The sequence below is a fragment of the Escherichia sp. 10290 genome, assembly GCF_030295155.1.
Taxonomy (GTDB): Bacteria; Pseudomonadota; Gammaproteobacteria; order Enterobacterales; family Enterobacteriaceae; genus Escherichia; species Escherichia coli_F.
Genome location: NZ_AP025741.1, coordinates 3,505,529 through 3,529,628, shown reverse-complemented (window position 1 = coordinate 3,529,628; position 24,100 = coordinate 3,505,529). Strand labels below are relative to the sequence as shown.

Here is a 24,100-nt window from a genome sequence, read left to right as displayed (position 1 = left end):
CATTAACTCCTTAATTCCGCAATTTCACCTGCGGTCAGATAACGGATCGGGCGGTCACCGAGAATAAAAATCAGCTTTGCCGTTTCCTCCAGCTCTTCCATATTGTTGGCGGCTTCTTGCAGGCTTTCACCGCAAACCACTGGGCCATGATTTGCCAGTAAAAAAGCCTGATTGTCTGCTGCCAGTTCCGCCAGATCCTGTGCGATGCGTTTATCGCCCGGTCGGTAATAAGGCACCAGCGGGATATTTCCCATCCGCATCACCACGTATGGTGTGAACGGACGAATAACGTTGCTGCTGTCCAGCCCTTGCAGGCAGGAAAGCGCCGTCGACCATGTGCTGTGCAAATGCACCACCGCTTTACAGCGCGGATTGTTGCGATACAGCGCCAGATGAAAGAGCACCTCTTTCGAGGGTTTGTCACCACTTAACCATTCGCCATCCGCGGCGACTTTGGAAAGCCGCTGCGGATCGAGATTGCCCAGGCATGAACCTGTCGGTGTCGCCAGTAAATTCCCGTCAGGTAAAAGCAGCGACAGATTGCCAGCCGAACCGGTTGCATAGCCGCGCTGAAAGAATGAACTGGCAATCCGCGTCATCTCCTCTCGCAAAGACTGCTCTACTTTTGCGAAATCGCTCATGATAAAAACTCTCTTTGGGCTCGTGAAAAAAAGGCTTCATCACCGAAGTTGCCAGATTTAAGGGCGAGTGAGACAGGCTTATCCAGTGCGTTTACCCACGGCACGCCGGGGGAAATGGTTGGGCCAATATGAAACCCTTTTATTCTCAGGCTCTGTGTGACTACGCCGGAGGTCTCACCGCCTGCGACAATAAAGCGTGTCACGCCTTCCGCTGCTAACCGCGCCGCTAGTTGAGAAAACAGTGTTTCTACTGCCTGACTGGCTTTTTGTGCACCGTATTGCTGTTGAATTGCTGCCAATGCGTCAGTGCTGGCGGTGGCAAAAACCAGTGGAGCAAGTACACCTTCCTGGCCCAGAACCCACTCTGCCAGCTCGTGTGCATAAGCGGCCAGAGTTTCGGTTGAGAGGCAGCGTGCCACATCAACTTCACGGGCTGGTGCAATTTGACGGTAATGTGCTACCTGGCGGTTGGTCATTTGAGAGCATGAACCGGAGAGCACTACGCCGCGCCCAGCGAGCGGATGCCCTGCTTTGCGAGCCTGGTTACCGTTTTCTTGCGCCCACTGCCGGGCAAGGCCAATCGCCAGACCAGAACCGCCCGTTACCAGTGGGGCATCGCGCAAGGCTTCCCCCTGAATTTCCAGATGGTGTTCGGTCAGCGCATCAAGCACCGCGTAGCGGTAGCCCTCTTGCTGTAAGCGAGCCAGCTCTTGACGAACGGCATCCACACCTTGTTCGAAAACATGTGCCGAAACGACGCCGCAGCGCCCTGTGGATTGCGCTTCAACCAGACGGGGAAGATAGCTGTCGGTCATGGGATTTACCGGGTGATGGCGCATCCCGGATTCGGCCAGCAGTTGATTCATTACGAACAAATACCCCTGATAAACCGTACGTCCGTTGACCGGCAGGGCCGGAGAGAAGACCGTAAACGGCGTGTCGAGAGCATCCATTAATGCATCGGTAACCGGGCCGATATTACCTTTCGCCGTACTGTCGAAAGTAGAGCAGTATTTGAAATAGATCTGTTTGCAACCTTGCTGTTGCAACCAGCTCAGAGCCGCCAGCGATTGCTGTGTGGCTTCAACCACCGGACAGGAACGCGTTTTCAGGCTGATCACCAGTGCGTCGATTGCTTCCGGCATTTTACCTGTTGGAACACCGTTAATTTGTACCGTTGGTAGACCGTTTTCCACCAGAAAACTGGCGATATCCGTCGCGCCGGTAAAATCATCGGCGATAACGCCAATCTTGATCATGATTTCGCTCCCGGTAGAGTGATGCCAGAGAAAATCTTGATAACTGCGCTATCGTCTTCTTTCCCGTAACCCGCGTTACTGGCGCTGGTGAACATATTCAATGCTGTTGAGGCCAATGGCAGCGGGAAGTGCAGGGCTTTGGCTGTATCGGCAACCAGACCAAGATCCTTAACAAAAATATCGACGGCTGAATGCGGGGTGTAATCGCCATCCACCACATGACGCATCCGGTTTTCGAACATCCAGGAATTTCCGGCAGCATTGGTCACGACGTCATACATCACATCCAGCGGGATCCCCGCACGGGCTGCAAGTGCCATCGCTTCGGCTCCGGCAGCAATATGTACGCCCGCTAACAACTGGTGAATAATTTTTACGGTCGAACCTAGTCCCGGTTCTGCACCTATGCGATAAACTTTTCCGGCAACGGCTTCCAGCACGGGTGCCAGTCGTTCAAAGGCAATATCGCTACCGGAGGCCATGACAGTCATTTCACCGTTAGCGGCTTTTACTGCACCACCAGAAACTGGCGCATCCAGCATTTCCAGATCGAATCCAGCCAGAGCGGTAGCAATTTCTTGCGCATCAGCACTAGCGATAGTGGAAGAAACCATTACTGCCGTACCGGGTTTCAGATGTTGTGCAACGCCTGTTTCACCAAACAGCACCTGTTTAACCTGGGCTGCATTGACCACCAGCACCAGCAGAGCGTCCAGTTTTTCGGCAAACGTCGCGGCGTTATCAGAAACCCCGCAAGCACCTGCCTCTTTCAACGTAGCGCAGGCATTGCTGTTCAGGTCTGCGCCCCAGGTAGAAAGACCTGCGCGGACACATGACAGTGCTGCTCCCATTCCCATTGACCCTAAGCCAACGATACCGACATGAAACTCAGATCCCGTTTTCATCTGCTCTCCTTGTTAATTTAAGTGATATTTTGTTTGATATTGTGAATATAAGCGCTGGAAGATAACGATATGGTGAGCTGATTCACAAAAATTAACATTATGTGTTATTTTATGTGAACTAAGCGTTAGTTGCGCCGCGCACGTTTCGCAGGCAAATAGCGTAGAATGTCAGCAGGACAAAGGAAGGAGCAAAAGTTGATACCCGTAGAGCGTCGCCAAATCATCCTTGAGATGGTAGCTGAAAAAGGCATTGTCAGTATTGCTGAACTAACGGACAGAATGAATGTGTCACATATGACCATTCGTCGGGATTTACAAAAACTGGAGCAGCAGGGAGCCGTTGTGCTGGTGTCCGGAGGCGTCCAGTCTCCGGGACGCGTGGCGCATGAACCTTCTCATCAGGTAAAAACTGCGCTGGCAATGACGCAAAAAGCGGCTATTGGCAAGCTGGCGGCAAGTCTTGTTCAGCCGGGAAGTTGTATCTATCTGGATGCGGGAACGACCACGCTAGCGATAGCACAGCATCTGATTCACATGGAGTCACTGACTGTGGTCACAAACGATTTCGTTATTGCGGACTACTTGCTCGACAACAGTAATTGCACAATTATTCACACTGGCGGTGCAGTGTGTCGGGAAAACCGTTCCTGTGTCGGGGAAGCCGCTGCGACCATGCTGCGCAGCCTGATGATTGATCAGGCTTTTATTTCTGCATCGTCATGGAGTGTGCGGGGGATTTCTACGCCAGCGGAAGATAAAGTCACGGTGAAACGGGCGATTGCCAGTGCCAGCCGCCAGCGAGTTTTGGTCTGTGATGCGACGAAATATGGTCAGGTGGCGACATGGCTGGCGTTACCATTAAGCGAGTTTGATCAGATTATTACAGACGACGGTTTGCCGGAGAGTGCCAGTCGCGCGCTGGCGAAGCAGGATCTCTCTTTGCTGGTAGCGAAAAATGAATAATGGCCTGCAATAACACCGGGTTACTCATGCTTCACAGAAGAAGCATGAGACTACTTTATTTTATAAAATGACAGCCGCCCGCTTTTCGGCGATCCGGTATCAATATAAATCTGGTTTGCGAACGTCTGGATGTTATCAAACATCATATGACCGAAGATAAAGCAGTCGGCGCCGTTTATTTCCTGTAACTCGCCTTTGAGCGATTTCAGTACGCGATCAACAGGCCAGAGCAATTCTCTCTCCGCTATTTCTTTGCCAAAGAGATATTCATTCCCCGGATAATCTGCATGCGCGATGACATATTTTATTATGTCGTTAGTGATTTCAACAATATGCGGAAGATTATGAAAACGTAGCAACAGGTCTATTGCTTCTTTTTGTTCCGTATCACTTAACTCAAAGAACCAGTCGCCACCGCTGGCAAGCCACATATTGCCATCGCCGGTCGCGAACGCATCCAATGCCATCGCTTCATGGTTGCCTTTAACCGATGTAAACCAGGGCTGGTTTAGCAGGCGCAGCACGTTAAGACTCTCCGGCCCACGATCAATATTATCGCCGACAGAAATAAGTAAGTCGATTTCAGGGCAAAAAGAGAGTTGATGTAAGCGGGATTGTAATAATTGATAGTCACCATGAATATCACCAACGGCCCATATATGGCGATAGTGATGGGCATTAATTTTTTGATAGCGTGTAGATGGCATGGTTTTACCCTGTAAAATAAGATTTCCTATTATACAGGGTATTTTTATTTGATTTGTCAGTTGTCGTTAATATTCCCGATAGCAAAAAACTATCGGGAATTGTTATTACACCAGACTCTTCAAGCGATAAATCCATTCCAGCGCCTGACGCGGGGTAAGTGAATCCGGGTCAAGATTTTCCAGCGCTTCGACCGCTGGCGACGTTTCTTCCGGTACTGACAGCAAAGACATTTGCGTACCATCCACTTGCGTAGCGGCGGCGTTCGGCGAAATGCTTTCCAGTTCACGCAGTTTTTGCCGTGCGCGCTTAATCACCTCTTTTGGCACGCCCGCCAGAGCAGCAACCGCCAGGCCGTAGCTTTTGCTCGCCGCGCCATCCTGCACACTGTGCATAAAGGCGATGGTGTCGCCGTGCTCCAGTGCATCGAGATGCACGTTGGCGACGCCTTCCATTTTCTCCGGCAGTTGAGTCAGTTCAAAGTAGTGGGTAGCAAACAACGTCAACGCTTTAATCTTATTCGCCAGATTTTCAGCGCACGCCCATGCCAGCGACAGACCATCGTAAGTGGACGTTCCGCGCCCAATCTCATCCATCAACACCAGGCTGTACTCCGTGGCGTTATGCAGAATATTGGCGGTTTCGGTCATCTCCACCATAAAGGTTGAACGCCCGGATGCCAGATCGTCAGCCGCGCCCACACGGGTAAAGATACGATCGATAGGTCCAATCTCGACTTTTTGCGCCGGTACGTAGCTGCCGATATAGGCCATCAGCGCAATCAGTGCGGTCTGGCGCATATAGGTACTTTTACCGCCCATATTCGGACCGGTGATGATCAACATGCGACGCTGCGGCGACAGGTTCAGCGGGTTAGCGATAAACGGCTCATTCAGTACCTGTTCAACCACCGGATGGCGACCTTCGGTAATGCGAATGCCCGGTTTATCAATGAAGGTCGGGCAGGTGTAGTTCAGGGTATAGGCTCGTTCCGCCAGGTTTACCAGTACGTCGAGTTCTGCCAGTGCGCTCGCGCTCTGTTGCAACGCTTCCAGATGCGGCAACAGCAGGTCGAACAACTCTTCATAAAGCTGTTTTTCCAGTGCCAGCGCTTTACCTTTCGAGGTGAGTACTTTGTCTTCATACTCTTTTAGCTCTGGAATAATGTAGCGTTCGGCGTTTTTCAGCGTCTGACGACGCATATAGTTGATGGGTGCCAGATGGCTTTGTCCACGGCTAATCTGAATGTAATAACCATGCACCGCGTTAAAGCCGACTTTCAGCGTGTCCAGGCCGGTACGTTCACGCTCGCGAACTTCCAGACGCTCCAAATAATCTGTCGCGCCGTCAGCCAGCGCGCGCCACTCATCCAGCTCTTCGTTATAGCCTGATGCGATAACACCACCGTCGCGTACCAGCACCGGCGGTGTGTCGATGATTGCTCGCTCCAGCAGATCGCGCAGCTCTGCAAACTCGCCCATTTTCTCACGCAGCGCCTGTACCGGTGCACTATCGACACTTTCTAACTGCGCGCGTAGTTCTGGCAGTTGCTGGAAAGCGTGACGCATACGGGCCAGATCGCGTGGGCGAGCAGTCCGTAAAGCCAGACGTGCCAGAATACGTTCCAGGTCGCCGACCTGACGCAGTACCGGCTGCAGCTCAGCGGTGAAATCCTGCAATGCGCCAATAGTTTGCTGGCGCTCAAGCAACACGCGGGTATCGCGCACTGGCATATGCAGCCAGCGCTTCAGCATACGACTCCCCATCGGCGTTACAGTGCAGTCGAGCACGGAAGCCAGCGTGTTTTCCGCACCGCCCGCCAGGTTCTGGGTAATTTCCAGGTTACGGCGCGTCGCGGCATCCATAATGATACTGTCCTGCTCACGTTCCATAGTGATAGAACGAATGTGCGGCAGAGTCGTACGTTGAGTATCTTTCGCATACTGCAACAGACAACCGGCGGCACAAAGTCCGCGCGGCGCGTTCTCGACGCCAAAACCGACCAGATCGCGAGTGCCAAATTGTAGATTCAACTGCTGGCGCGCGGTGTCGATTTCAAACTCCCACAGCGGACGACGACGCAGGCCGCGACGACCTTCAATCAGCGACATTTCAGCAAAATCTTCTGCATACAGCAGTTCCGCCGGATTAGTGCGTTGCAGTTCTGCCGCCATCGTTTCGCGGTCAGCCGGTTCGCTCAGGCGAAAACGACCGGAACTGATATCCAGCGTCGCGTAGCCGAAACCTTTACTGTCCTGCCAGATAGCCGCCAGCAGGTTGTCCTGACGCTCCTGCAACAGCGCTTCATCGCTGATGGTGCCCGGCGTAACGATACGCACAACTTTGCGCTCAACCGGACCTTTGCTGGTCGCCGGATCGCCAATTTGTTCGCAGATGGCAACGGACTCGCCCTGATTCACCAGTTTGGCGAGGTAGTTTTCCACCGCATGGTATGGAATCCCCGCCATCGGGATCGGCTCTCCCGCGGAAGCGCCGCGTTTGGTCAGTGAAATATCCAGCAGTTGTGACGCACGTTTTGCGTCGTCATAAAACAGTTCGTAAAAGTCACCCATCCGGTAGAACAGCAGGATCTCGGGATGCTGGGCTTTCAGCTTGAGATACTGCTGCATCATGGGCGTATGGGCATCGAAATTTTCTATTGCACTCATGGGGTTATGTCCGGTTCCCTGATATTAAATGGGGTGTGATGGTTTTTATTTTCGTTGTAATCACATAAGGCGCACATGATACCGGAGTTAATCATTTCAGGGGAAGAAGCGAACGGCGAGTTCTTGATGGTGATTCCGGGAAAGATGCTGTTTTGCAGCTTTTGCGTGATGCTTATGAAGCAAGTACGCAAAATTGTATCAGTTGGCGACCCCTTCTTCTTCAGAGCCATAGTCCCCTTTCAAATTAAGTTGTAATATAAATACATCTTAAGAGTATGGAGGCAGCATGTCTGGCAAGCGTATCTCTCGTGAAAAACTGACGATTAAAAAAATGATCGATCTTTATCAAGCGAAATGCCCGCAGGCGTCAGCGGAGCCGGAGCATTACGAAGCGTTGTTTGCCTACGCGCAAAAACGGCTGGATAAATGTGTGTTCGGCGAAGAGAAACCCGCCTGTAAGCAGTGTCCGGTGCACTGTTACCAGCCTGCAAAGCGTGAAGAGATGAAACAGATTATGCGTTGGGCCGGGCCGAGAATGCTGTGGCGTCATCCGATCCTAACCGTACGCCATCTCATTGATGACAAGCGTCCGGTGCCGGAGTTGCCAGAAAAATATCGCCCGAAAAAACCTCGTGAATAGTATACCGGACAGGCAGATCTGTCCGGCACCTCATGCAGTTAAACCAATGCCGATTTATCAATCCCCAGTCGTTTCATCCGTGATAGCAGTGTGGTGCGTTTTAGTCCCAGACGTTGCGCCGCGCCTTTCGGCCCGGCAACCACGCCGTTAGTCTCTTTTAATACACGCACAATTAGCTGATATTCATCTTCGCCCTCCTGAGCGACGACCGTTGCAGTCGGCGGCGTTTTAGGTTCCGGTAAAGCAATATCAGGCAATGACAGCTGCAGCACGTTGCCACGTGTCAGCAATACCGCGCGCTCAATGACGTTTTCCAGCTCGCGTACATTACCTGGCCACTCCATATTGCTCAACGCGCGCAATGTTTCGGCAGGAATGCTGTCGATATTACGCCCCAGACGGCGGGCAATTTTAAAAGTAAAGGCTTTCGCCAGCAGCGGAATATCTTCCGGACGCTCGCGTAGTGGCGGCAGGTGGATCGGGAATACGTTCAGACGGTAATAGAGATCGCTACGGAACTCGCGGTCGGCAACCATTTTTTTCAGATCGCGGTTAGTCGCGGCAATTAAACGCACGTCCGTCTGTATAATTTTATTACTGCCGAGACGTTCAAACTCCTGTTCCTGTAATACACGCAGCAACTTCGGTTGTAACTCCAGCGGCATATCACCCACTTCATCGAGGAACAGGGAGCTTTTATCCGCCAGTTCAAAACGACCGATACGCTGGGCGCTGGCTCCGGTAAACGCACCACGCTCATGGCCAAACAGATCGCTTTCCAACAATCCGGCAGGCATCGCCGCGCAGTTCATTTTTACCATGCGGCGATTATTACGCCCACTGAGATTATGGATCGCGCGGGCAATCAGCTCTTTACCAGTGCCAGTTTCACCGAGGATCAGAACTGTACTGTCACTTTGTGCCACCATTTCAACTTGTTTAAGCACGCTGTACATGGCTTCACTGCGACCAATAATCTCGCCAAATTCACTATCAACATTGTTGAGCTGCTCGGTCAGGGCGAGATTTTCATCAACCAGTCGTTCTTTCAGACGATGAATTTCCTGATAGGCAAGGGCGTTATCGACAGCGATTGCCACACGTTCGGCAATCTGGCGCAGTAAATTCAGATTGGTCGTGGTAAACACTTTCTCTTCGCATTGCGCCAGTTTCAGCACGCCCAGCATGGTGTCGCCAGACATCAGCGGTAACAGGCACAAGGTTTGAATCTGGTTGCCCCAGGTGTCGAACAACATGCGTTCGTAGGGGGCTAAATTATCTCGCTCGTGGAGATTAATCAGCAGCATCTCTTTGCTTTTAAACACGCGTTCGGTGAGGGTTCCTGCTTCATCGACTTCGCTCTGTTCGTGAGCGGGATGCTGTTTATCAAGATAGTGAGTGGAGTAGATGTTGAGTTTGTTTTTACGGTGGCTGCGTAAGACGATGCTGATATCGTCAATGTCGAAATAGTAATGGATTTCTTTGGCGACTTCGCTGACCAGTTCGTCCATATCCAGGCGAGAAAGCACCGTGTTGGTGATGGCAACCAGGATGCGGAAGTTATCGCGTTCCCGGCATAACAACTCATAGTCGACATTATTGACGACGCGGCTCTGGATTTGTTCGGTGACGACAGAAATGATCTGCGTAAAAGTTTGCAGGCGATTGAACTCTTTTTCACTCCACGGGCGATCGTCATAACGAATAAATTCACAGCCACCAAAAATATGCCCTTCCGCCGCCAGTGGCATCAGGCAATAGTGACCAAATTTGGGGTATAGCCCACCAGCGGCCAGCTGCGGCCAGGTTTCACAAAATTCTTCGTAACTGCAATGCAGTGTATCAGGGCGCGACAAAATGCTGCGCACCGGACCGTGTGCCAGAACAGTTTCGTCTTCATAATTTATGGGGGTGTCTTTTTCACGCGACGCGTAATAAGACGCACGTTGAGTATGCGCTTGCCACAACACAATAGCTGCATTGTCGGCGAGCGCAGAACGCTTTACCAATTGCGAAAGAGCCTCACACAGCGAGGCCAGATCGGGCTGCTGCAATAGTGTCCGAGTGATGTCGAACAACCCTTGTTGTCCGAGATCACTCATCGGTGTATATGACATTTTGTTCTTCCAGGAAAGCACCGCAAAGCGGTGCAAAAGGTCATTGACTAAATATAGGAGATTTAGAATTTTATTAGCATATACGCGGAAGCGGTTCGGCGTGTGGTAAATCGAGGGTTCGTTTCACGCCATACAGACCGGCAAGACGAACACCTTTACGTTCCACCACTTCACCAATCAGCGCCGCGTCTTTCCCCAGTGGATGGGAATGTAACGCCGCCAGCACTTGCTCTGCTGCGTTGCGTTCAACGGCGATCACCAGTTTGCCTTCGTTGGCAAAGTTAAGGGCGTCCAGCCCCAGCAGTTCGCAAACGCCGCGCACGGCAGGTTTAACCGGCAGTGCCGCTTCTGAAATTTCAATACCACAACCGCAGGCTGCCGCGAACTCATGAACTACCGCGTTCACTCCACCACGGGTGGCGTCACGCAGTGCCTTCACACCGGGAATATCACGCAGCGTCTGGATGAGCGGCGTCAGCACTGCGCAGTCGCTGACCAGTTCGCCATCCAGCCCCAGTTGCTCGCGCAGATTAAGAATAGTTGCTCCGTGGTCGCCGAGAGTTCCACTCACCAGCAGAACATCGCCTGCGGTTAGCGTCTGTGCGCCCCAGTGAATATTCGCCGGGATCGCGCCCATGCCAGCGGTGTTGATAAACAGTTTATCTGCCGCGCCGCGTTGCACCACTTTAGTGTCGCCAGTAACGATGGCAATGCCTGCCGCGCGGGCGGTTTCTGCCATGCTGGTCACCACGGCTTTTAGCGTCTCCATCGGCAATCCCTCTTCGAGGATAAAGCCACAAGAGAGATAGCGCGGAATAGCGCCACTGACCGCAACGTCATTCGCGGTGCCACAAATCGCCAGCTTGCCAATATTGCCACCAGGAAAGAACAGCGGGTCGATGACGTAGCTGTCGGTGGAGAACGCCAGCCGGTCGCCTTCTGCCACCAGCTGCGCCAGCTCAAGGCGCGCCTGGTCTTCCTGTTCTGCCAGCCACGGATTGGCAAAAGCTTCCATAAACAGGCTGTTGATTAATTGCTGCATCGCCTGGCCGCCGCTGCCGTGGGCGAGTTGGATATTATTCACGCTTCACTCTCCTGCTGACGATACTGATACCACGCGGCGCATGCTCCTTCGGAGGAAACCATCAGCGCGCCAAACGCGGTTTGAGGATTACAGGTGTTACCAAACAGCGGGCATTGATGCGGCTTACATTTGCCCGTCAATACTTCGCCACAACGTGCGCGCGGGTCATCGCAAACCTGCTGCGGTGCCGGGCGGAAATGCGCTTCGGCGTCAAATCGTTGATAGTCTGGCGTCAGGTGTACACCAGAAGATTCAATCACGCCTAAGCCGCGCCATTCGCTGTCGCCGTTGACGCAGAAGACATCCGCAATCGCCTGTTGCGCCAGCAGGTTACCGGCATCCGGCACCACGCGCCGATACTGATTTTCTACCTTGCTGTGGGCCGCTATTTTCTGCTCCACCAGCATGACCACGCCTTGTAGTAGATCAAGCGGTTCGAATCCAGCAATCACCAGAGGACGATGAAAATCACTGGCGATAAAATTATAGGCGTCGGTGCCGATAACCATACTGACGTGACCCGGCGCGAGGAACGCATCGATACCGTTATCCGGCTGTTCCAGCAAACTGCGTAGCGTTGGGATCAGCGTAATATGCTGGCAGAAAAAGTAAAAATTTTGCACATCGCGGGCTTTCGCCTGTTGCAGAGTGATGGCCGTCGTCGGCATGGTGGTTTCAAACCCTAAGCCGAAGAACACCACTTTACGAGTTGGATTCTCCTGCGCCAGTTTCAACGCATCCATTGGCGAGTAAACGATGCGAACATCGGCACCGCGCGCTTTTGCCTGTAACAGCGACCCCTGTTTCCCCGGCACGCGCATGGCGTCTCCAAAGGTACAGAAGATGACTTCCGGATGGCTGGCAATCTCCACGCAGGTGTCGATTCTTCCCATCGGCAGTACACATACCGGGCAACCCGGACCGTGGATAAACTCAACGTTTTCCGGCAGTAACTGGTCGAGGCCGAATTTAAAAATGGCGTGGGTATGACCGCCGCACACTTCCATAATCCGCAGAGGGCGTTCAGCGGTGTAAGAGAGATGTGAAGCACGTTCGCGCAGATGCTCAATTAACTGCATCACCTGTTCCGGCGCGCGATATTCATCAACAAAACGCATTATTTTTCCTCGCCATACAACAGCGCACCGACATCCGGCTCAACGTCAAACATGTTTTGTAAGGCGTCGAGAGTGTCGCGCGCTTCGGCTTCATTAATTACGCTCATGGCAAAGCCAACGTGAACCAGTACCCACTGGCCCACGCGTGGCTGACCGTTTTCATCGCAGCTGCCGACTAACGTTAGATCGACGTCGCGCTGAATACCGCAGACGTCGACTTTCGCCTGGTTGCCGTCAATGGTGCGGATCTGGCCGGGAACGCCTATGCACATCGCTGTGTCTCCAGCCAGTTCAGCCACTGGTCCATCCCTTCGCCGCTGGTGGCGGAAATAAGGATGATTTCAATTTCTGGATTGACTTCGCGGGCGCAGGCGATGCACTTCTCAACGTCGAAATTGAGATACGGCAGCAGGTCAACTTTGTTGAGCAGCATCAGTGAGGCGGCGGCAAACATATGTGGATATTTCAGCGGTTTGTCTTCACCTTCGGTAACGGAAAGCACCGCCACTTTGTGTTTTTCACCGAGATCGAAGCTCGCCGGACATACGAGGTTGCCAACGTTTTCGATAAACAGAATACCGTTATCGTCCAGTGGCAGGCGCGGCGCGGCGTCGGCAATCATCTGTGCGTCAAGATGGCAACCTTTACCGGTATTCACCTGAATCGCTGGCGTGCCGGTAGCGCGAATGCGCGCGGCATCGTTCACGGTTTGCTGGTCACCTTCAATAACTGCGCACGGAACGCTGTCTTTCAGGCGTATCAAGGTTTCCGTCAGCAGGGTGGTTTTACCGGAACCAGGGCTGGAAACCAGGTTGAGTACCAACTGATTGCGGGCAGCAAAGCGCGCTCGGTTGCGTTCAGCCAGACGGTTGTTTTTGTCCAGCACGTCAATTTCGACTTCCAGCATCCGACGCTGGCTCATGCCCGGCGCGTGAGTACCCGCTTCGCCATGACCGTAATGCAGGTCGCCTTCTTCAGTCTGGCTGGGGGTAAATTCAGGCGCTTTAATGCCGGTGATTTTCATCTTCGGGCGTGCCGCCGGGGCAAATGGCGCGCTACGAAACGCGGAATGAGGGTTATGTTCATCACCCTCGATATACAGGTTGCCTTCACCGCAACCGCATGTTGTACACATCGCTCACTCCTGGTCTATTTCTATCCGCCGAATCTGTAAACCGTCGTCTGCCACAATTTGTAGCATGTCGCCATGACACTGTGGACAGCGTCGGACGCGCTGGGTTAATAGCGTCACATATTGTTGGCATGTTTCGCACCAGCATTCGGCCTCTTGTTCTTCGAGGTGCAGTTTACAACCTTCCGCCACGCTGCCGCGGCAAACCAGATCAAAACAAAAGGCAAGAGAGCTGGTTTCGACACAAGAAAATGCGCCAATTTTGAGCCAGACCCCAGTTACGCGTTTTGCGCCGTGTTTTGCGGCCTGCTGTTCGATCAATTCCAGTGCCCGTTGGCAGAGGGTTATTTCGTGCATATCGCCTCCCATTAACTATTGCCAGCTACAAGCAATAATTGTGCCAGTGTTGATTATCCCTGCGGTGAATAATGTCGATGATGTCGAAATGACACGTCGACACGGCGACGAAATTCATCTTTAGCTTAAAAATCGCTTTAATAACAATAAATTAAAAGTTGGCACAGAAAATGCTTAAAGCTGGCATCTCTGTTAAACGGGTAACCTGACAATGACTATTTGGGAAATAAGCGAGAAAGCCGATTACATCGCACAGCGGCATCGTCGCCTACAGGACCAGTGGCATCTCTACTGCAATTCGCTGGTTCAGGGGATCACGTTATCGAAAGCGCGCCTGCATCACGCCATGAGCTGTGCGCCAGACAAAGAACTCTGTTTCGTCCTTTTTGAACATTTTCGCATTTACGTCACCCTGGCGGATGGCTTTAACAGCCACACCATCGAGTATTACGTCGAAACGAAAGAGGGTGAAGAAAAACAGCGGATTGCGCAGGCACAATTGAGCATTGACGGAATGATAGATGGCAAGGTCAACATCCGCGATCGCGAACAGGTGCTGGAACACTATCTCGAAAAAATCGCTGGCGTTTACGACAGCTTATACACCGCCATTGAAAACAATGTACCGGTGAATTTAAGCCAACTGGTAAAGGGACAAAGCCCGGCGGCATGAGCTGAGGCTTTGCCCGTTTTGCAGGCGTTACGCCTGTTTGGGGATGGGCGTGTCGATGAGTGTCGAAAATGACATTTCATCGGCATGTTTTCGTCAAAAATGACAATCACCTGAGGAATGCCTGGTGAATCGTTTTGTAATTGCTGACTCCACGCTCTGTATCGGCTGCCACACCTGTGAGGCCGCCTGTTCAGAGACGCATCGCCAGCACGGCCTGCAATCAATGCCGCGCCTGCGAGTGATGCTAAATGAAAAAGAATCTGCGCCGCAGCTCTGTCACCACTGTGAAGATGCACCCTGTGCGGTGGTCTGCCCGGTTAACGCTATCACCCGCGTTGATGGGGCAGTGCAGCTGAATGAAAGCCTGTGCGTAAGCTGCAAACTGTGCGGCATCGCCTGCCCGTTTGGCGCAATCGAATTTTCCGGCAGCCGTCCGCTGGATATTCCGGCAAACGCCAATACCCCGAAAGCGCCACCGGCACCGCCTGCTCCGGCGCGTGTCAGCACGTTGCTTGACTGGGTGCCGGGTATTCGCGCGATCGCCGTCAAATGTGACCTCTGTAGCTTTGATGAACAAGGTCCGGCCTGCGTGCGGATGTGCCCAACCAAAGCCCTGCATCTGGTGGATAACACCGATATCGCCCGTGTCAGCAAACGTAAGCGTGAGCTGACTTTTAACACGGATTTTGGCGATCTCACCTTGTTTCAGCAGGCTCAAAGTGGAGAGGCTAAATGAGCGCAATTTCCCTGATCAATAGCGGCGTGGCGTGGTTTGTTGCCGCCGCTGTTCTGGCATTTCTCTTTTCTTTTCAAAAGGCGTTAAGCGGCTGGATTGCCGGAATTGGCGGCGCGGTGGGTAGCCTGTATACGGCAGCCGCAGGCTTCACTGTGCTGACTGGCGCGGTTGGCGTGAGCGGCGCGTTGTCGCTGGTAAGCTACAATGTGCAAATCTCTCCGCTTAATGCGATTTGGCTGATAACCCTCGGCCTGTGCGGTCTGTTTGTCAGCCTCTACAACATTGACTGGCATCGCCATGCGCAGGTGAAGTGTAACGGCTTGCAGATCAATATGTTGATGGCTGCTGCCGTCTGTGCCGTCATTGCCAGCAATCTGGGCATGTTCGTAGTAATGGCAGAAATCATGGCCCTGTGTGCGGTGTTCCTCACCAGCAACAGCAAAGAGGGCAAACTGTGGTTTGTGCTGGGGCGTCTTGGCACTTTGCTGCTGGCGATTGCTTGCTGGCTGCTGTGGCAACGTTACGGCACGCTGGATCTGCGCCTGCTGGATATGCGCATGCAACAGCTGCCGCTTGGTTCCGATATCTGGCTGCTCGGTGTGATTGGTTTTGGCCTGCTGGCCGGGATTATCCCGCTGCACGGCTGGGTGCCGCAGGCACATGCTAACGCCTCTGCGCCAGCTGCGGCGCTGTTTTCCACGGTGGTGATGAAAATTGGCCTGCTGGGTATTTTAACCCTGTCTCTGCTGGGCGGTAATGCGCCGCTGTGGTGGGGAATTGCACTTCTGGTACTCGGCATGATCACCGCGTTCGTCGGCGGTCTGTATGCGCTGATGGAGCACAACATTCAGCGTTTGCTGGCTTACCACACTCTGGAAAATATCGGCATCATCCTGCTGGGGCTGGGCGCTGGCGTAACGGGTATCGCGCTTGAACAACCGGCGCTGATTGCCCTTGGCCTGGTCGGTGGTCTGTACCATCTGCTTAACCATAGCCTGTTCAAGAGCGTACTGTTCCTCGGGGCTGGGAGCGTCTGGTTCCGTACCGGTCATCGCGATATCGAAAAACTCGGCGGTATTGGCAAAAAAATGCCGGTTATCTCCATCGCCATGTTGGTCGGTCTGATGGCAATGGCTGCGCTGCCACCGCTGAACGGTTTTGCCGGGGAATGGGTTATCTATCAATCCTTCTTCAAACTGAGCAATAGTGGCGCGTTTGTTGCTCGTCTTCTCGGGCCGCTGCTCGCCGTGGGGCTGGCAATTACCGGTGCGCTGGCAGTGATGTGTATGGCGAAAGTTTATGGCGTTACTTTCCTTGGCGCGCCGCGTACCAAAGAAGCCGAAAACGCCACCTGTGCGCCGCTCCTGATGAGCGTAAGCGTAGTGGCACTGGCGATTTGCTGCGTGATTGGCGGTGTTGCTGCGCCGTGGCTGCTGCCGATGTTGTCTGCAGCCGTACCTCTGCCGCTGGAGCCTGCTAATACAACCGTTTCTCAACCAATGATCACGTTGCTGCTGATTGCCTGCCCACTTCTGCCATTCATCATTATGGCGATTTGCAAAGGCGACCGTCTGCCGTCGCGTTCCCGCGGCGCTGCCTGGGTATGTGGCTACGACCATGAAAAATCAATGGTGATTACCGCTCACGGTTTTGCCATGCCGGTGAAACAGGCATTTGCGCCAGTGCTGAAACTGCGCAAATGGCTGAATCCGGTGTCGCTGGTACCAGGCTGGCAGTGCGAGGGGAGTGCGTTGCTGTTCCGCCGGATGGCGCTGGTTGAACTGGCGGTGCTGGTGGTGATTATTGTTTCACGAGGAGCCTGAGAATGAGTGTTTTATATCCGTTAATTCAGGCGCTGGTGTTATTTGCCGTTGCGCCGCTGCTCTCCGGTATTACCCGCGTGGCGCGCGCCCGCTTGCATAACCGTCGCGGGCCGGGCGTGTTGCAGGAGTATCGCGACATTATCAAACTGCTGGGTCGTCAGAGCGTTGGTCCCGATGCCTCCGGCTGGGTGTTCCGCCTGACACCGTACGTAATGGTTGGCGTCATGTTGACTATCGCTACCGCGCTGCCGGTAGTGACTGTCGGTTCTCCGCTGCCGCAACTGGGGGATTTGATCACTTTACTGTATCTCTTCGCCATTGCGCGTTTCTTCTTTGCCATTTCTGGTCTGGATACCGGTAGTCCGTTTACTGCTATTGGCGCGAGCCGTGAAGCGATGCTTGGCGTGCTGGTCGAACCGATGTTGCTGCTTGGTCTGTGGGTCGCCGCGCAGGTGGCCGGTTCCACCAACATCAGCAACATCACCGACACCGTTTATCACTGGCCGCTGAGTCAGAGCATCCCGCTGGCGCTGGCGCTTTGTGCCTGTGCGTTCGCCACCTTTATCGAAATGGGCAAACTGCCGTTCGACCTGGCGGAAGCCGAGCAGGAGCTGCAGGAAGGTCCGCTCTCTGAGTACAGCGGCAGCGGCTTTGGTGTCATGAAATGGGGTATCAGCCTGAAACAGCTGGTGGTGTTACAGATGTTCGTCGGGGTGTTTATTCCGTGGGGACAAATGGAAACCTTCACTGCCGGTGGGCTGCTGCTGGCGCTGGTGATTGCCATCGTCAAACTGGTGGTCGGCGTACTGGTTATCGCGCTGTTCGAAAACAGCATGGCCCGTCTGCGTCTTGATATTACACCACGCATTACCTGGGCTGGTTTTGGCTTTGCATTTTTAGCGTTCGTCTCCTTGCTGGCGGCGTGATTAAAGAGAGTTTGAGCATGTCTGAAGAAAAATTAGGTCAACATTATCTCGCCGCGCTGAATGAGGCATTTCCGGGCGTCGTGCTGGACCACGCCTGGCAGACCAAAGATCAGCTGACTGTCACCGTAAAGGTGAACTATCTGCCGGAAGTGGTGGAGTTCCTCTACTACAAGCAGGGGGGCTGGCTGTCGGTGCTGTTTGGTAACGACGAACGCAAACTGAATGGTCATTACGCCGTTTATTACGTGCTGTCGATGGAGAAGGGCACCAAGTGTTGGATTACGGTTCGCGTCGAAGTTGACGCCAACAAACCAGAATATCCGTCCGTGACGCCGCGCGTTCCGGCGGCGGTGTGGGGCGAGCGTGAAGTGCGCGATATGTACGGTTTGATTCCGGTAGGGCTTCCGGATGAACGCCGTCTGGTGCTGCCGGATGACTGGCCGGATGAACTCTACCCGCTGCGTAAAGACAGCATGGATTATCGTCAACGTCCGGCACCAACTACTGATGCTGAAACCTACGAGTTCATCAACGAACTGGGCGACAAGAAAAACAACGTCGTGCCGATTGGTCCACTGCACGTCACTTCTGACGAACCGGGCCACTTCCGTCTGTTCGTTGATGGCGAAAACATTATCGACGCCGACTACCGCCTGTTCTACGTCCATCGCGGCATGGAAAAACTGGCGGAAACCCGCATGGGTTACAACGAAGTGACCTTCCTCTCTGACCGAGTTTGTGGGATCTGCGGCTTTGCCCACAGCACCGCTTACACCACATCGGTGGAAAACGCGATGGGTATTCAGGTGCCAGAACGTGCGCAGATGATTCGCGCCATTTTGCTGGAAGTGGAACGCCTGCACTCGCATCTGCTCAACCTTGGACTTGCCTGCCACTTCACTGGCTTTGACTCCGGTTTTATGCAGTTCTTCCGCGTGCGTGAAACCTCCATGAAAATGGCGGAGATCCTTACCGGTGCGCGTAAAACTTACGGTCTGAACCTGATCGGCGGGATTCGTCGCGATCTGCTGAAAGATGACATGATCCAGACCCGTCAACTGGCGCAGCAGATGCGTCGTGAAGTGCAGGAGCTGGTGGATGTGCTGCTGAGCACACCGAACATGGAACAGCGCACTGTCGGCATTGGTCGTCTGGACCCGGAAATTGCCCGCGACTTCAGTAACGTCGGCCCGATGGTCCGCGCCAGCGGTCACGCTCGCGATACCCGCGCTGATCACCCGTTTGTTGGTTATGGCCTGCTGCCAATGGAAGTCCACAGCGAGCAGGGCTGCGACGTGATTTCCCGTCTGAAAGTGCGTATCAACGAAGTCTATACCGCGCTGAACATGATTGACTACGGTCTGGATAACCTGCCGGGCGGCCCGCTGATGGTGGAAGGCTTTACCTACATTCCGCACCGTTTTGCGCTGGGCTTTGCCGAAGCGCCGCGTGGCGATGATATCCACTGGAGCATGACCGGCGACAACCAGAAGCTGTACCGCTGGCGCTGCCGTGCCGCGACCTACGCGAACTGGCCGACCCTGCGCTACATGCTGCGCGGCAACACCGTTTCTGATGCGCCGCTGATTATCGGTAGCCTGGACCCTTGCTACTCCTGTACTGACCGCATGACCGTGGTCGATGTACGTAAGAAGAAGAGCAAAGTGGTGCCGTACAAAGAACTTGAGCGCTACAGCATTGAGCGTAAAAACTCGCCGCTGAAATAAGGAATCGCCATGTTTACCTTTATCAAAAAAGTCATCAAAACCGGCACGGCGACCTCGTCTTACCCGCTGGAGCCGATTGCGGTTGATAAAAACTTCCGTGGTAAGCCAGAGCAGAACCCGCAGCAGTGCATCGGCTGCGCAGCCTGCGTCAATGCCTGCCCGTCAAACGCCTTAACCGTTGAAACTGATCTCGCCACCGGTGAGCTGGCATGGCAGTTCAATCTCGGTCGCTGCATCTTCTGTGGACGCTGCGAAGAAGTCTGCCCGACGGCGGCGATCAAACTGTCGCAAGAGTACGAACTGGCGGTGTGGAAGAAAGAAGATTTCCTGCAACAGTCTCGCTTCGCGCTGTGCAACTGCCGCGTCTGCAATCGTCCTTTCGCCGTCCAGAAAGAGATCGACTACGCCATTGCGCTGCTTAAGCACAATGGTGACAACCGTGCGGAAAACCACCGCGAAAGCTTTGAGACTTGCCCGGAATGTAAGCGCCAGAAATGCCTGGTGCCGTCTGACCGTATTGAACTGACTCGCCATATGAAAGAGGCCATCTGATGAGCAATTTATTAGGCCCCCGTGACGCCAACGGCATTCCGGTCCCGATGACGGTGGATGAATCCATCGCCAGTATGAAGGCGTCGTTACTGAAAAAAATCAAACGTTCTGCCTACGTTTACCGCGTGGACTGCGGCGGCTGCAACGGCTGCGAAATTGAAATTTTCGCTACCTTATCGCCGCTGTTCGATGCAGAACGCTTCGGCATTAAAGTTGTGCCGTCTCCGCGTCATGCGGATATTTTACTGTTTACCGGCGCGGTCACCCGTGCAATGCGATCCCCTGCGCTGCGTGCGTGGCAGTCTGCGCCGGACCCGAAAATCTGTATCTCCTACGGCGCCTGCGGTAACAGCGGCGGGATCTTCCACGATCTCTACTGCGTGTGGGGGGGTACGGATAAAATCGTCCCGGTGGATGTCTACATTCCGGGGTGCCCGCCAACGCCTGCCGCCACGCTGTACGGCTTTGCAATGGCGCTCGGCCTGCTGGAGCAGAAAATTCACGCCCGTGGGCCGGGTGAACTGGATGAACAACCGGCAGAGATCCTGCATGGCGATATGGTGCAGCCGCTGCGTGTAAAAGTAGATCGCGAAGCACGCCGCCTGGCGGGTTATCGTTACGGTCGCCAGATTGCCGATGATTTCCTGACGCAGTTAGGGCAGGGTGAAGAGCAGGTTGCACGCTGGCTGGAAGCGGAAAACGATCCGCGTCTGAACGAGATTGTCAGCCATCTGAATCATGTTGTTGAAGAGGCGCGTATTCGATGAGTGAAAAGGTGGTGTTCAGTCAACTGAGCCGTAAATTTATTGATGAGAACGATGCTACGCCCGCCGAGGCGCAGCAGGTGGTCTATTATAGCCTGGCGATTGGTCACCACCTTGGGGTTATCGATTGCCTGGAAGCCGCGCTCACCTGCCCGTGGGATGAATATCTGGCATGGATTGCCACTCTGGAGGCGGGCAGTGAAGCCCGCCGTAAAATGGAAGGCGTGCCGAAATATGGTGAGATCGTTATCGACATTAACCATGTGCCGATGCTGGCCAACGCATTCGATAAAGCCCGGGCAACGCAAACTTCGCAACAGAAAGAATGGAGTACCATGCTGTTAAGTATGCTGCATGATATTTATCAGGAAAATGCCATCTATTTGATGGTGAGGAGACTGCGTGACTGACGTTTTACTCTGTGTTGGCAATAGCATGATGGGCGATGATGGCGCAGGTCCGCTGCTGGCGGAAAAGTGCGCCGCCGCGCCGAAAGGTAACTGGGTGGTGATTGACGGCGGAAGCGCACCGGAAAACGACATTGTCGCCATCCGCGAACTGCGCCCGACACGACTGCTGATTGTCGACGCCACGGATATGGGGCTAAACCCCGGCGAGATCCGCATCATCGATCCGGATGACATCGCCGAGATGTTTATGATGACTACCCATAACATGCCGCTGAACTACCTTATCGACCAGTTGAAAGAAGATATTGGTGAAGTGATTTTCCTCGGTATCCAGCCGGATATCGTCGGTTTTTACTACCCGATGACCCAGCCGATTAAAGACGCCGTAGAAACCGTTTATCAACGTCTGGAAGGCTGGGAAGGGAATGGTGGATTTGCGCAGTTAGCGGTGGAAGAAGAGTAGTTCGTAGACAAACATATTCACGTTTTTGAATTTGGACGTGCTATTGTGACGGTTAGACGGGTGTTTACATATTGTGAACACTCGTGTGATCAACTACTATAGAAAAATAAAACCGAAGGAACGGGTAGTCCAGGCTTAGTCATTCAGGCGCTGATAAGGAAGTTAAAATGCACATCATTTCTAAAGCGCCATTTGAAGAGTCTGCGCGTAAATATCCTAACGACGCTCTGGCTCTACACTCATTGTATCGGGTTATTAAGGAAACGGATTTTTCTACGCCAGAAGAAATGCGAACGGCGTTTCCCAACCTCGACAATTTTAAATATCGCAATAAATGGTACGTTCTGGATGTAGGCGGGAACAATCTTAGGGTTATTGCCTACATAAACTTTGTTAATAAGCGGTTCTTTGTGAAGCACATAACGAATCATGCCGAGTATGACAAACTGACACGTTACTACAGAGAGAACAAAGAATGACTGCTAATGCTGCACGCGCTGTTAAAGCAACAAGAGAACTGGTCAATGCAGTCCCCTTTCTGGGAGGCAGTGACTCAGAAGATGATTATCGTGAAGCACTGGAACTGGTCGAATATTTGATTGAAGAAGATGACACCAATCCACTTATCGACTTTCTGGCGAGCCGTATTGCAGAATATGAAAACAACCACGAAAAGTTTGCAGAGTTCGATAAAGCCGTTGCAGCAATGCCGATTGGCGTGGCGTTACTTCGCACGCTGATTGATCAACATAATCTGACCTATGCGGATTTGAAGAACGAAATCGGCTCTAAATCCCTGGTCAGTCAGATTTTGTCTGGACAAAGATCCCTGACGATATCCCACATTAAGGCACTTTCAGCCCGATTTGGCGTTAAGCCGGAATGGTTTCTTTGATTTTTGACAGATGCCAAACGCCAGATTGCCCGATGTGCTGCGCTTATCGGGCCTACATGTCGCACGAACTATGTAGGCCGGATAAGGCGTTCACGCCGCATCCGGCACGTTTGCTTACTCTAAATCTTCACCGTTACTGGCAATCACTTTTTTATACCACCAGAATGATTTCTTACGCGTGCGCGCCAGCGTGCCGTTGCCTGCATCGTCACGGTCTACATAGACAAAACCGTAGCGTTTGCTCATTTCACCCGTTGACGCGGAAACTAAATCAATACAGCCCCAAGTGGTGTAGCCCATCAGCGGAATACCGTCTGCAATCGCTTCGCCCATTGCGCGGATATGTTCGCGTAAATAGCTGATGCGATAGTCGTCGTTAATTTCGCCATTGGCAGCAAATTCATCTTTTGCGCCCAGGCCGTTTTCCACCAGAAACAGCGGCTTCTGATAACGGTCATACATCATGTTCATAGTGATACGCAGACCGAGTGGATCAATACCCCAACCCCAGTCGCTTACCTGCAGATAGGGGTTACGCAGCGATTTCACCACGTTCGCTGCACTGCTGTTGTTGGCGTTCATCTCCGCCGAGGCACAGCGCGAGGCGTAATAGCTGAAAGAGACAAAATCGACGGTATTTTTCAGGATTTCATCATCGCCCGGAGCTTTATCAATGGTTACCCCTTTTTCGCGGAATACGCGGGCAGAGTAAGCCGGATACGCGCCCCGTGCCTGCACATCAATAAAAAACAGGTTTTCCCGGTCTTTCTCCAGCGCTGCCCAGACATCTTCCGGCTTGCAGCTGTAAGGGTAGAAGTTGCCGCCCGCCAGCATACAGCCCACCTGATTTTGCGGGTTAACCTCATGGGCGATTTTGGTAGCTAACGCACTGGCAACCAGCTGGTGGTGCGCAGCCTGATATTTCACCTGCTCTTGATTTTCCCCTTCTTCAAACACCAGACCTGCGCCGGAGAACGGGCTATGCAACATAATGTTGATTTCATTGAAGGTGAGCCAGTATTTCACCAGGCCATCAAATGCTTCAAAGCAGGTCCGGGCGTAGCGGCTGAAAAACTCCACCAGCTTGCGGTTACGCCAGGAGCCATATTCAGTGACCAGATGCATCGGCACGTCGAAGTGACACAACGTGACCAGCGGTTCGATACCGTACTTTTTACACTCTTCAAATACCGCGCGGTAAAAAGCAATGCCCTGCTGGTTGGGCGTCAGTTCATCGCCCTGCGGAAAGAGGCGGCTCCAGGCAATCGAGGTACGAAAAACCTTGAATCCCATCTCTGCCATCAGGGCGATATCTTCTTTATAACGATGATAAAAATCCGTCGCCTCATGGCTGGGATAAAACTCGTCATCGCGCAACTGAAAACGTTTTTCCAGCCCCAGTTTCACCGCCATTCGATGTTCGCCGTGCGGGATCATATCGACCGTGGTCAGCCCTTTGCCACCTTCACGGTACGCACCTTCAGATTGATTGGCGGCAAGCGCGCCGCCCCATAAAAAATCTTGCGGAAATACTGACATTT

Annotated in this window: 26 protein-coding genes; 14 read left to right on the top strand and 12 right to left on the bottom strand. The window is 53.2% G+C overall.

Going from position 1 to position 24,100, the window contains the following annotated elements; translation table 11 throughout:
- Positions 1 to 2: 2 nt before the first annotated feature.
- Genes otnC through ltnD form a run of 3 tightly spaced genes read right to left on the bottom strand, consistent with a single transcriptional unit; the run spans position 3 to position 2,805 of the window.
- Entirely contained in the window at positions 3 to 641 is a 639-nt protein-coding gene (gene otnC, locus QUE74_RS17930; protein WP_001278992.1) for a 3-oxo-tetronate 4-phosphate decarboxylase, read from the bottom strand.
- Positions 638 to 1,900, bottom strand: a complete 1,263-nt coding sequence (otnK, locus tag QUE74_RS17925; protein WP_000590401.1) for a 3-oxo-tetronate kinase — start codon at positions 1,898 to 1,900, stop codon at positions 638 to 640. The genes otnC and otnK overlap by 4 nt, the downstream gene beginning before the upstream one ends.
- A complete protein-coding gene (ltnD, locus tag QUE74_RS17920) occupies positions 1,897 to 2,805 on the bottom strand; it encodes an L-threonate dehydrogenase (RefSeq protein ID WP_000847985.1) in 909 nt (302 codons plus the stop codon). The genes otnK and ltnD overlap by 4 nt, the downstream gene beginning before the upstream one ends.
- 195 nt (positions 2,806 to 3,000) lie before the next feature.
- On the opposite strand from ltnD, the gene ygbI reads away from it, so the two are divergent.
- Complete coding sequence (gene ygbI / locus QUE74_RS17915; protein WP_001295181.1) at positions 3,001 to 3,768, top strand: DNA-binding transcriptional repressor YgbI; 768 nt, start codon at positions 3,001 to 3,003, stop codon at positions 3,766 to 3,768.
- 50 nt (positions 3,769 to 3,818) lie between these two features.
- On the opposite strand, the gene pphB is transcribed toward ygbI, so the two are convergent.
- Both pphB and mutS read right to left on the bottom strand, forming a co-directional pair.
- A complete protein-coding gene (gene pphB / locus QUE74_RS17910; RefSeq protein ID WP_001141287.1) occupies positions 3,819 to 4,475 on the bottom strand; it encodes a protein-serine/threonine phosphatase in 657 nt (218 codons plus the stop codon).
- Positions 4,476 to 4,580: 105 nt separating this feature from the next.
- Positions 4,581 to 7,142: a DNA mismatch repair protein MutS gene (gene mutS, locus QUE74_RS17905; RefSeq protein WP_001272892.1), complete on the bottom strand. Its 2,562-nt coding sequence runs from the start codon at positions 7,140 to 7,142 to the stop codon at positions 4,581 to 4,583.
- Between the two features lie 75 nt (positions 7,143 to 7,217).
- Here mutS and QUE74_RS17900 point away from each other — a divergent pair, with 75 nt between their 5' ends.
- Together QUE74_RS17900 and QUE74_RS17895 are read left to right on the top strand one after the other, a co-directional pair.
- Positions 7,218 to 7,397: a hypothetical protein gene (locus QUE74_RS17900; RefSeq protein WP_000611939.1), complete on the top strand. Its 180-nt coding sequence runs from the start codon at positions 7,218 to 7,220 to the stop codon at positions 7,395 to 7,397.
- Between the two features lie 31 nt (positions 7,398 to 7,428).
- The gene (locus QUE74_RS17895) at positions 7,429 to 7,782 is read left to right on the top strand and encodes a nitrous oxide-stimulated promoter family protein (RefSeq protein WP_000015483.1); all 354 of its coding nucleotides are present in this window, start codon (positions 7,429 to 7,431) and stop codon (positions 7,780 to 7,782) included.
- Positions 7,783 to 7,820: 38 nt separating this feature from the next.
- Here the strand turns inward: QUE74_RS17895 and flhA are convergent, their stop codons facing one another.
- From flhA to hypA, 6 genes are all read right to left on the bottom strand, one after another.
- Positions 7,821 to 9,899, bottom strand: coding sequence for a formate hydrogenlyase transcriptional activator FlhA (flhA, locus tag QUE74_RS17890; protein WP_286331657.1), 2,079 nt, complete (start codon positions 9,897 to 9,899; stop codon positions 7,821 to 7,823).
- A gap of 73 nt (positions 9,900 to 9,972) precedes the next feature.
- Entirely contained in the window at positions 9,973 to 10,983 is a 1,011-nt protein-coding gene (gene hypE, locus QUE74_RS17885; protein WP_001059968.1) for a hydrogenase maturation carbamoyl dehydratase HypE, read from the bottom strand.
- On the bottom strand, positions 10,980 to 12,101 hold the full coding sequence (hypD, locus tag QUE74_RS17880; protein WP_001212976.1) for a hydrogenase formation protein HypD: 1,122 nt from the start codon (positions 12,099 to 12,101) through the stop codon (positions 10,980 to 10,982). Before hypD ends, hypE begins: the two co-directional genes overlap by 4 nt.
- On the bottom strand, positions 12,101 to 12,373 hold the full coding sequence (gene hypC, locus QUE74_RS17875) for a hydrogenase 3 maturation protein HypC (RefSeq protein ID WP_000334881.1): 273 nt from the start codon (positions 12,371 to 12,373) through the stop codon (positions 12,101 to 12,103). Before hypC ends, hypD begins: the two co-directional genes overlap by 1 nt.
- A complete protein-coding gene (gene hypB, locus QUE74_RS17870; protein ID WP_000337676.1) occupies positions 12,364 to 13,236 on the bottom strand; it encodes a hydrogenase nickel incorporation protein HypB in 873 nt (290 codons plus the stop codon). Before hypB ends, hypC begins: the two co-directional genes overlap by 10 nt.
- Positions 13,237 to 13,239: 3 nt before the next feature.
- Positions 13,240 to 13,590, bottom strand: a complete 351-nt coding sequence (gene hypA / locus QUE74_RS17865) for a hydrogenase maturation nickel metallochaperone HypA (protein WP_001299100.1) — start codon at positions 13,588 to 13,590, stop codon at positions 13,240 to 13,242.
- Positions 13,591 to 13,801: 211 nt separating this feature from the next.
- On the opposite strand from hypA, the gene hycA reads away from it, so the two are divergent.
- The 11 genes from hycA (at position 13,802) to QUE74_RS17810 (ending at position 22,559) form a co-directional block, all read left to right on the top strand.
- On the top strand, positions 13,802 to 14,263 hold the full coding sequence (hycA, locus tag QUE74_RS17860; RefSeq protein ID WP_000158081.1) for a formate hydrogenlyase regulator HycA: 462 nt from the start codon (positions 13,802 to 13,804) through the stop codon (positions 14,261 to 14,263).
- A 124-nt stretch (positions 14,264 to 14,387) separates the two neighbouring features.
- Complete coding sequence (gene hycB / locus QUE74_RS17855; protein ID WP_001079186.1) at positions 14,388 to 14,999, top strand: formate hydrogenlyase subunit HycB; 612 nt, start codon at positions 14,388 to 14,390, stop codon at positions 14,997 to 14,999.
- Positions 14,996 to 16,822 carry a formate hydrogenlyase subunit 3 gene (gene hycC, locus QUE74_RS17850; protein ID WP_001274428.1) on the top strand — a complete coding sequence of 609 codons (1,827 nt, stop codon included), beginning with the start codon at positions 14,996 to 14,998 and terminating at the stop codon, positions 16,820 to 16,822. Before hycB ends, hycC begins: the two co-directional genes overlap by 4 nt.
- A gap of 2 nt (positions 16,823 to 16,824) precedes the next feature.
- The gene (gene hycD, locus QUE74_RS17845; RefSeq protein ID WP_000115219.1) at positions 16,825 to 17,748 is read left to right on the top strand and encodes a formate hydrogenlyase subunit HycD; all 924 of its coding nucleotides are present in this window, start codon (positions 16,825 to 16,827) and stop codon (positions 17,746 to 17,748) included.
- A 17-nt stretch (positions 17,749 to 17,765) separates the two neighbouring features.
- Positions 17,766 to 19,475 (top strand): formate hydrogenlyase subunit HycE, encoded by a 1,710-nt coding sequence (hycE, locus tag QUE74_RS17840; RefSeq protein ID WP_001288122.1) that lies wholly within the window; start codon positions 17,766 to 17,768, stop codon positions 19,473 to 19,475.
- 9 nt (positions 19,476 to 19,484) lie between these two features.
- Positions 19,485 to 20,027: a formate hydrogenlyase subunit HycF gene (hycF, locus tag QUE74_RS17835; protein ID WP_000493798.1), complete on the top strand. Its 543-nt coding sequence runs from the start codon at positions 19,485 to 19,487 to the stop codon at positions 20,025 to 20,027.
- Complete coding sequence (gene hycG / locus QUE74_RS17830; RefSeq protein ID WP_000067390.1) at positions 20,027 to 20,794, top strand: formate hydrogenlyase subunit HycG; 768 nt, start codon at positions 20,027 to 20,029, stop codon at positions 20,792 to 20,794. The genes hycF and hycG overlap by 1 nt, the downstream gene beginning before the upstream one ends.
- Positions 20,791 to 21,201, top strand: a complete 411-nt coding sequence (gene hycH / locus QUE74_RS17825) for a formate hydrogenlyase assembly protein HycH (protein WP_001291923.1) — start codon at positions 20,791 to 20,793, stop codon at positions 21,199 to 21,201. The genes hycG and hycH overlap by 4 nt, the downstream gene beginning before the upstream one ends.
- The gene (hycI, locus tag QUE74_RS17820; protein WP_000132961.1) at positions 21,194 to 21,664 is read left to right on the top strand and encodes a hydrogenase maturation peptidase HycI; all 471 of its coding nucleotides are present in this window, start codon (positions 21,194 to 21,196) and stop codon (positions 21,662 to 21,664) included. The genes hycH and hycI overlap by 8 nt, the downstream gene beginning before the upstream one ends.
- Positions 21,665 to 21,831: 167 nt before the next feature.
- A complete protein-coding gene (locus QUE74_RS17815) occupies positions 21,832 to 22,143 on the top strand; it encodes a type II toxin-antitoxin system HigB family toxin (RefSeq protein ID WP_000547560.1) in 312 nt (103 codons plus the stop codon).
- On the top strand, positions 22,140 to 22,559 hold the full coding sequence (locus QUE74_RS17810) for a helix-turn-helix domain-containing protein (protein ID WP_000126290.1): 420 nt from the start codon (positions 22,140 to 22,142) through the stop codon (positions 22,557 to 22,559). Before QUE74_RS17815 ends, QUE74_RS17810 begins: the two co-directional genes overlap by 4 nt.
- Before the next feature lie 114 nt (positions 22,560 to 22,673).
- Here the strand turns inward: QUE74_RS17810 and ascB are convergent, their stop codons facing one another.
- On the bottom strand, positions 22,674 to 24,098 hold the full coding sequence (gene ascB, locus QUE74_RS17805) for a 6-phospho-beta-glucosidase AscB (RefSeq protein ID WP_000110369.1): 1,425 nt from the start codon (positions 24,096 to 24,098) through the stop codon (positions 22,674 to 22,676).
- Between the last annotated feature and the right edge of the window lie 2 nt (positions 24,099 to 24,100).

What these genes read in the sequence shown, in the direction of transcription:
- otnC (WP_001278992.1), bottom strand. Translation starts at nt 641, where the DNA reads ATGAGCGATTTCGCAAAAGTAGAGCAGTCTTTGCGAGAGGAGATGACG.
- QUE74_RS17810 (WP_000126290.1), top strand. Translation starts at nt 22,140, where the DNA reads ATGACTGCTAATGCTGCACGCGCTGTTAAAGCAACAAGAGAACTGGTC.
- hycG (WP_000067390.1), top strand. Translation starts at nt 20,027, where the DNA reads ATGAGCAATTTATTAGGCCCCCGTGACGCCAACGGCATTCCGGTCCCG.
- otnK (WP_000590401.1), bottom strand. Translation starts at nt 1,900, where the DNA reads ATGATCAAGATTGGCGTTATCGCCGATGATTTTACCGGCGCGACGGAT.
- hycH (WP_001291923.1), top strand. Translation starts at nt 20,791, where the DNA reads ATGAGTGAAAAGGTGGTGTTCAGTCAACTGAGCCGTAAATTTATTGAT.
- hypB (WP_000337676.1), bottom strand. Translation starts at nt 13,236, where the DNA reads ATGTGTACAACATGCGGTTGCGGTGAAGGCAACCTGTATATCGAGGGT.
- hycE (WP_001288122.1), top strand. Translation starts at nt 17,766, where the DNA reads ATGTCTGAAGAAAAATTAGGTCAACATTATCTCGCCGCGCTGAATGAG.
- hypA (WP_001299100.1), bottom strand. Translation starts at nt 13,590, where the DNA reads ATGCACGAAATAACCCTCTGCCAACGGGCACTGGAATTGATCGAACAG.
- hypD (WP_001212976.1), bottom strand. Translation starts at nt 12,101, where the DNA reads ATGCGTTTTGTTGATGAATATCGCGCGCCGGAACAGGTGATGCAGTTA.
- hycC (WP_001274428.1), top strand. Translation starts at nt 14,996, where the DNA reads ATGAGCGCAATTTCCCTGATCAATAGCGGCGTGGCGTGGTTTGTTGCC.
- ascB (WP_000110369.1), bottom strand. Translation starts at nt 24,098, where the DNA reads ATGTCAGTATTTCCGCAAGATTTTTTATGGGGCGGCGCGCTTGCCGCC.
- flhA (WP_286331657.1), bottom strand. Translation starts at nt 9,899, where the DNA reads ATGTCATATACACCGATGAGTGATCTCGGACAACAAGGGTTGTTCGAC.
- QUE74_RS17895 (WP_000015483.1), top strand. Translation starts at nt 7,429, where the DNA reads ATGTCTGGCAAGCGTATCTCTCGTGAAAAACTGACGATTAAAAAAATG.
- hycF (WP_000493798.1), top strand. Translation starts at nt 19,485, where the DNA reads ATGTTTACCTTTATCAAAAAAGTCATCAAAACCGGCACGGCGACCTCG.
- hypC (WP_000334881.1), bottom strand. Translation starts at nt 12,373, where the DNA reads ATGTGCATAGGCGTTCCCGGCCAGATCCGCACCATTGACGGCAACCAG.
- hycA (WP_000158081.1), top strand. Translation starts at nt 13,802, where the DNA reads ATGACTATTTGGGAAATAAGCGAGAAAGCCGATTACATCGCACAGCGG.
- mutS (WP_001272892.1), bottom strand. Translation starts at nt 7,142, where the DNA reads ATGAGTGCAATAGAAAATTTCGATGCCCATACGCCCATGATGCAGCAG.
- QUE74_RS17815 (WP_000547560.1), top strand. Translation starts at nt 21,832, where the DNA reads ATGCACATCATTTCTAAAGCGCCATTTGAAGAGTCTGCGCGTAAATAT.
- QUE74_RS17900 (WP_000611939.1), top strand. Translation starts at nt 7,218, where the DNA reads ATGATACCGGAGTTAATCATTTCAGGGGAAGAAGCGAACGGCGAGTTC.
- pphB (WP_001141287.1), bottom strand. Translation starts at nt 4,475, where the DNA reads ATGCCATCTACACGCTATCAAAAAATTAATGCCCATCACTATCGCCAT.
- ltnD (WP_000847985.1), bottom strand. Translation starts at nt 2,805, where the DNA reads ATGAAAACGGGATCTGAGTTTCATGTCGGTATCGTTGGCTTAGGGTCA.
- hycD (WP_000115219.1), top strand. Translation starts at nt 16,825, where the DNA reads ATGAGTGTTTTATATCCGTTAATTCAGGCGCTGGTGTTATTTGCCGTT.